This is a genomic window from Streptococcus sp. CCH5-D3 (assembly GCF_001556435.1).
Classification (GTDB): domain Bacteria; phylum Bacillota; class Bacilli; order Lactobacillales; family Streptococcaceae; genus Streptococcus.
In genome coordinates, this window is record NZ_LSIW01000060.1 from 147,727 (window position 1) to 153,959 (window position 6,233).

The 6,233-nt window shown below is 36.2% G+C and carries 9 protein-coding genes and 1 tRNA gene; 2 read left to right on the plus strand and 8 right to left on the minus strand.

The features are described 5' to 3' along the window. Nucleotide 1: 1 nt before the first annotated feature. The gene (gene rsgA / locus AX662_RS04370; RefSeq protein ID WP_014635071.1) at nt 2-874 is read right to left on the minus strand and encodes a ribosome small subunit-dependent GTPase A; all 873 of its coding nucleotides are present in this window, start codon (nt 872-874) and stop codon (nt 2-4) included. A gap of 138 nt (nt 875-1,012) precedes the next feature. Here rsgA and AX662_RS04375 point away from each other — a divergent pair. Beyond that, nucleotides 1,013-1,093 (plus strand) — tRNA-Leu (locus AX662_RS04375). Nucleotides 1,094-1,132: 39 nt separating this feature from the next. On the opposite strand, the gene rsmA is transcribed toward AX662_RS04375, so the two are convergent. From rsmA to trxA, 5 genes are all read right to left on the minus strand, one after another. Then, nucleotides 1,133-2,005: a 16S rRNA (adenine(1518)-N(6)/adenine(1519)-N(6))-dimethyltransferase RsmA gene (gene rsmA, locus AX662_RS04380; RefSeq protein WP_060971717.1), complete on the minus strand. Its 873-nt coding sequence runs from the start codon at nt 2,003-2,005 to the stop codon at nt 1,133-1,135. Nucleotides 2,006-2,131: 126 nt separating this feature from the next. Beyond that, nucleotides 2,132-2,692, minus strand: a complete 561-nt coding sequence (gene rnmV / locus AX662_RS04385) for a ribonuclease M5 (RefSeq protein ID WP_021143590.1) — start codon at nt 2,690-2,692, stop codon at nt 2,132-2,134. Then, nucleotides 2,685-3,461: a TatD family hydrolase gene (locus AX662_RS04390; protein WP_060971727.1), complete on the minus strand. Its 777-nt coding sequence runs from the start codon at nt 3,459-3,461 to the stop codon at nt 2,685-2,687. The genes rnmV and AX662_RS04390 overlap by 8 nt, the downstream gene beginning before the upstream one ends. A 53-nt stretch (nt 3,462-3,514) precedes the next feature. Then, nucleotides 3,515-3,946: a CoA-binding protein gene (locus tag AX662_RS04395; RefSeq protein ID WP_002891932.1), complete on the minus strand. Its 432-nt coding sequence runs from the start codon at nt 3,944-3,946 to the stop codon at nt 3,515-3,517. A 65-nt stretch (nt 3,947-4,011) separates the two neighbouring features. After that, the gene (gene trxA, locus AX662_RS04400) at nt 4,012-4,326 is read right to left on the minus strand and encodes a thioredoxin (protein WP_037599064.1); all 315 of its coding nucleotides are present in this window, start codon (nt 4,324-4,326) and stop codon (nt 4,012-4,014) included. Between the two features lie 194 nt (nt 4,327-4,520). Here trxA and AX662_RS04405 point away from each other — a divergent pair, with 194 nt between their 5' ends. Beyond that, nucleotides 4,521-5,303 (plus strand): protein-ADP-ribose hydrolase, encoded by a 783-nt coding sequence (locus AX662_RS04405; RefSeq protein WP_060971718.1) that lies wholly within the window; start codon nt 4,521-4,523, stop codon nt 5,301-5,303. A gap of 31 nt (nt 5,304-5,334) precedes the next feature. On the opposite strand, the gene AX662_RS04410 is transcribed toward AX662_RS04405, so the two are convergent. Together AX662_RS04410 and traF are read right to left on the minus strand one after the other, a co-directional pair. Beyond that, a complete protein-coding gene (locus AX662_RS04410; RefSeq protein WP_060971719.1) occupies nt 5,335-5,748 on the minus strand; it encodes an acyl-CoA thioesterase in 414 nt (137 codons plus the stop codon). 17 nt (nt 5,749-5,765) lie between these two features. Beyond that, the gene (gene traF, locus AX662_RS04415) at nt 5,766-6,101 is read right to left on the minus strand and encodes a conjugal transfer protein TraF (RefSeq protein WP_060971720.1); all 336 of its coding nucleotides are present in this window, start codon (nt 6,099-6,101) and stop codon (nt 5,766-5,768) included. Nucleotides 6,102-6,233: the final 132 nt, after the last annotated feature.

Here is a 6,233-nt window from a genome sequence, read left to right on the forward strand (position 1 = left end):
CCTACTTTCTTTTTACAGTTTTTTTATATGTTTCACGACGATTTTCAATTTCACTTAAGAATTGAAGGTAATTATCATAACGGACTTGCCAGATTTGGCCATTTTCAACCTCATCCTTAACAGCACAAGAAGGCTCATGGGTATGAGTACAAGAACGGAATTTACAGCCATGACTAGCTTGACGGATTTCCGGAAAAGCTTCACTCAAGTCCTCTGCATTATCCACTTCATAATCTAGCGAAGAGAATCCTGGTGTGTCAGCAATCTTCCCACCATGAACGTCATAAAGACTTACAGCCCTTGTAGTATGACGTCCACGACCTAGACTGTCTGAAATCTCACCTGTTTCCAACTTCAACTCTGGGGCAATACGGTTCAACAAGGTTGATTTTCCAACACCCGTCTGTCCCATAAAGACTGTTATTTTATCAGTCAAGAGCGGCAATAGTTCTTCCAAACTGAAGATAAAATCAAAACCAATTTTTTGATACTGTTTTTGAATGGCTTTCATTTCTGAATCATCTTCAACCAAGTCCATCTTAGAAATATAGATTACAGGCTTTATATTTTTATGCTCTAGTAAAACCAAAAAACGGTCCAAAAGATTACTGTTAAAATCCGGTTCCTTAGCAGACATAATAACCACAGCCTGATCTATATTGACAATGGGTGGACGCACTAAACTATTGATTCGTTGACCAATTTTTAGGATATAACCTTCTGAATTTTCCTCTGCTGAAAATTCAACAAAATCTCCAACATAAGGTGTTTGTCCTTTTTTTCTAAAATTTCCTCGTGCACGCGTCTGGTATACAACACCATCATGCTCTACATAATAGAAACCTGCCAGTGCTTTGATAATTCTTCCTTGCAAGTGAACTCCTCATTCGTTTAATAGCCCTATTATATCACAAATTAGAAAGCTTTTCTGGAACAAAAAAACTGATCTTCCATTTCCCATGGACCTCCTTGCATTTTCAATAGATTGAAGTATAATAGGCATATCATCTGAGGAGGTGGTGGAATGGCAGACACGCATGCTTCAGGCGCATGTGCTTTTTCAAGCGTGAGGGTTCAAATCCCTTTCTCCGCATAGCTAAAAATCCCACTGAGATTCAGTGGGATTTTTGAATTATAGGCCTGCTTCTCTCAAAGCATCTGATAAGTATGCAAAATCAGAAATAGATAAAGCCTCTCCACGAATAGAAGGTTTTATATCTGCAATTTCCAAAGCCTTCTCAAGTTTGGATTTTACTTCTTCAGATTTACCAAAATGATTTGTTAAATTATTCCACAATGTCTTACGACGATGGACAAAGCTAGCCTTAGCCACTCGGAAAAGGAAATCCTCATCTTTAACTTCAACCAACGGTTGTTCACGACGCGTCATCTTCAAAATGGCTGAGTCAACATTAGGGGCTGGTACAAAGACTGTACGAGGGACAATGAATGCCACTTTAGCAGTCATATAATACTGAACGGCAATTGATAGAGAACCATAAGCCTTGCTATTAGGCTCTGCAGAAATGCGGTCAGCGACTTCTTTTTGCATCATAACGACAAATTCTGCAAAAGGAATCTTACTCTCAATCAAATGCATCAAGATTGGCGTCGTAATATAATATGGCAAATTGGCTACGACCTTAATTGGTAGTTCTGGATTTTTAAATTCTTTTACCCGTGTCTGTAAATCTGCCTTGAGAACATCTTCATTAATCACGTTAACATTATCATGATCACGTAATGTATCCTCCAAAATCGGAACCAATCGATCATCAATTTCAAAAGCCATAACTTCCGCAGCATTTTCAGCCAAGAATTCTGTTAATGCTCCGATACCAGGTCCAATTTCAATCACATTGACATTTTTATCAATCTCTGCCGTATCAACTATTTTTTGTAAAATATTTGTATCTGTTAAGAAGTTCTGTCCGAAAGACTTCTTAAAGGTAAAGCCATGGCGCTCAAGGACAGCCTTGGTCACGCTATAATCTGCAATTCTCATTTATTCTCTTTTCTTATTAATTTCACGATTTTTATATTTGGACACAAAACAAGTCCAAATTCTTAATTATCCCAACCTCTATAATAAACTACTTAATAGCGATTTGATTTTAAGATTACTGGTAGTCTAATAATTTGACATAGCCTCTTCTAGCTCCTCTAGAGTAATTCCAAACAATTCCAAACGTTTTAGAAGCTGCTTTCCATTGCAATAACCAATACGAAGCGCCTCGCCCAAATATTCTCGACGCTTTCGACTATCTGCTCCCATTAGTAGTCCTAACTTCATAAGATTTGATTTACTAATATCAAACTGATTATCATCATCGTAACTACCTAGAACTCCAGATAAGGCCTTTTGAAGATCCTCAAAACTCGCATGCTCAACACCCAATGAACGACCTTTAGTCTTAGATTTTGGTGTTGCTTCCCCACGGTTTAAAAAAGCATGCTTTGCTGTCGGAACAGCTTCCATGATGATTTTACGGATACGTTCACCATTATAGTCTGGATCAGTAAAAACAATCACTCCGCGTAAGTCATTAAGCTTATCAATACGCTCTAAGTCGTCTTCATTGATAGCAGAGCCTCTAGTCTCATAGGTATCCACCTCATAAAAACGTCTCAAATTTGCCGTATCATCCTTACCTTCTACCACGATGACTTCTTGAATTTTTATTTTATTCATCCAGCCCAAAAATCCTCATCGCATTATCATAGGTAGCCCTAGCAACCTCTGCACTTGTTAAACCACGAAGCTCAGCAATCTTATCTACTACGTAACGCGTATAGCCTGTACGATTCTCGCGACCACGTTTGGGAACGGGTGCCAAATACGGTGCATCCGTTTCAACCAGAATCTTATCTAAAGGTAACTTCTGAGCAGCTTCTTGGACATCCAAAGCCTTCTTAAAAGTTACAACACCTGAAAACGAAATCATCATTCCAAGATCAACAAATTTTTGAGCCATTTCTAGGGATCCTGAGTATGAGTGCATAATCCCCCCACGAGGACCGACACCAACTTCTTTAATAATAGCGTAAGTATCCTCAAGTGCATCACGTGTATGGACAACAAAAGGTAAATTGTGTTCCTTTGACAAAAATATTTGACGCTTAAAGACATCAATCTGAGTTTCTTTAGGATCCTCCATCCAATAATAATCCAAACCGATTTCCCCAAGTGCCACTACTTTCGGATTATCTAATTGTGATACAATCATATCCTCAATTTCCTGAGAATAGGACCCCGCTTCCGTAGGATGCCATCCAATCGTACTATATAATTGATCATATCTCTCTGATAGTGCTAAAGATTTATTTATTGTTGGTTTATCAAAACCAACAATATTTATTTTAACAACACCTAGTTCAGCTGCAAAATCTATTTCTTCTTGTTCTTTTCCTGCAAAATTATCCACATTAAGATGGGTATGCGTATCAAAAATTTCAATCATAGCTCTATTATAACAAAAACGAGCGAGCATAGCTCACTCACCTTTTCATTTTATTAAACAAAGAGTCGCATATATTCTCTCTTTGTACAACGATTCATTACAATATCCTGTCTATTCGCTTGACGAAGAATAGTCTCAGCCTCCTCATTCTCAAGACCAATTTGACTCCAAAAAACTGTTGCATCCGTTTCAAGAAAATCATAGGCAACATCTGGTAAAAGCTCACTTCGTCTAAATACATCAACAATATCAATCGAAAATGGGATATCTTTAAGATGAGCATAAACATGCTCTCCTAGAAGCTCCTGACCTTCTAGTTTGGGATTTACTGGTATAATACGATAACCAGCAGCTTGTAGAAAATGAGCAACCTGATAAGATGCTGCCTCCTTGCGATGAGATAAACCAACAATTGCAATCGTCTTTGCAGATTTTAAATAAGATTCTATAACCTCATCACTAGGATTTTGAAATGAATAAGACATATGATTCTCCTCGTCGTTTGAATAAACTAAAAGTAAAAATCCCCAAACGGGACTGTGACGATTAGTTAGCTAAGCTCGGCAACGATAGCTTTAATTTGTTCTTTTGTATGTACACCTGCTACTTGCTTAACAACCTCACCATCTTTTTTGAAGAGTAAAGTTGGAATAGACATAATTCCAAACTTCTGAGCTGTTTCTGGGTTCTCATCAACATCAATTTTAACAATCTTAAGTTCATCTTCTGAAATTTCTTCAGAAAGTTGCTCAAGAATTGGTGCTTGCATCAAGCAAGGCCCACACCAAGTTGCCCAAAAATCAATCAAAACGAGGCCTTCAGCTGTTTCTTGTTCAAATGAAGCATCTGTTACTACTTGTGTCATTTAATCATCCTCCTAGACATTATAAAACTTTTGTAGACCTATTCTATATGATTCTAAAGGCTATTGCAAGAATTTGACACATACATAAAAAATTCTTATCAAATATTAGTCATTACCTATCATAGACATCACTTGCCCACAGTCAGTCTTGGGAGTATAATAATAAAAAACTATAAAAATAGAAATGAGTAAATATGGATAAAGATGCAATGATTACCTATCTCATAGGTGAACTCAAAAAAGAAAATCTAGAACTACATGATTTGATTATCCCAGAAGAACTCGAGGAAAAACAAAAACTTCTCAGAGCACTCTTTAATACACGTAAACCAATGGCAGCATCAACACAATTCTTAACAATCCAAGACCTTTACCTACAAGTTAGAAAAGGGGAAAGAGGATTTGTACAACTCAGTTCGCTCCAGCCCATTCCACAAGATGATCGAATCTACCTCTGGAAAGGTGATATTACAAGACTCGAAGTAGATGCAATCGTAAATGCAGCTAATAAAACCTTACTTGGATGTATGAAACCACTTCATGATTGTGTAGATAACGCTATTCATACATACGCAGGTGTTCAATTACGCCAAGCTTGTTTCGAGCTCATCTTAGAACAAGGATATGAAGAACCCGTTGGCATGGCTAAAATCACACCAGCTTACAATCTTCCTTCTGCCTTTGTCATTCATACAGTAGGTCCAAAAATAGTAGACCAACCGACACAAATTGATGAAGATCTTTTAGCAAAAAGTTATCTTTCAGTATTAGCACTAGCTGAGAAAAATAACATTGAATCAATTGCTATACCATGTCTATCAACTGGAGATTTCAATTTTCCAAAACAAGAAGCTGCCAAAATCGCCATTCAAACAGTCAAAACCTTTATTGACGAGTCAAATATAATAAAAAAAGTAATATTTAACGTATTTGATGATGAAAATTTAGCTATTTATCAAAAACTCCTTGCCGAATAAAAGAAGAAAATCAAATTGATTTTCTTCTTTTTTATTGCATAACTGAATGCTCTTTTAAAAGATTAAAAAATGACGAATGATCTCTTTTAAGATTGACAAAACCACCGTCCTTAGACAAGAAACTATGTTCAGAAACAGCTGTACAAACAAGGATTCCGTCTTGGTTTACCATATTGTATACAAAAGTAAGTTTAGCAGATTTAACTCTTTTAACATTAATCTCAATAGAAATTACATCTGCAAAAGTAGAAGTAGCTTTATAGTCACAGGAAATTGAAGTAACAGGAGAGATAATTCCCTCCTCTTCTATTTTTTCATAAGGCCAACCAATCTCTCTTAGAAAAAAAGTTCTCGCCTCTTCCATCCATCGAACATAATTAGAATGATGAGTAATACCCATTCGATCTGTTTCATAATACTGGACCTCGTGTTTACAAATAAACATAAGAACCTCCAAAAAGACTAAGAAATAAAATCTAAAATATCATCCTCAGAAAGAGAAGAGTCACATACAACCTTAGCAGCTCCATTTTCTGAAACAAAGAGAGCAGGAACTGTAGCAATACCATATCTTTTACGTAAAGCTTGAATATCTTCTAATTCTTCACTATTTTCGCTATTAATATAGAAAATAGTAAGATTTGAATTACGTGCCACATTTGATAATTTAGGTTCAAAAAGTTGACAATATGGACAAGAAGGACGTCCAATAAATAAAATAAATTTTTCAGCTGTATCAATATTCTCCTTAGCCGAAGAAACAGAAATAGGTGTAAAAGCAGATGCAAAATTTGACATAATAATACCTCTCAATTTAAAATATAGTATTATCATATCTGAAATTTAAACTTTTAACAAGTAAATAACTTAACAACAAAAAAGCTAGACCTAGGTCTAGCAATGAGAATTATACTCCGCCAGTAGGACTCG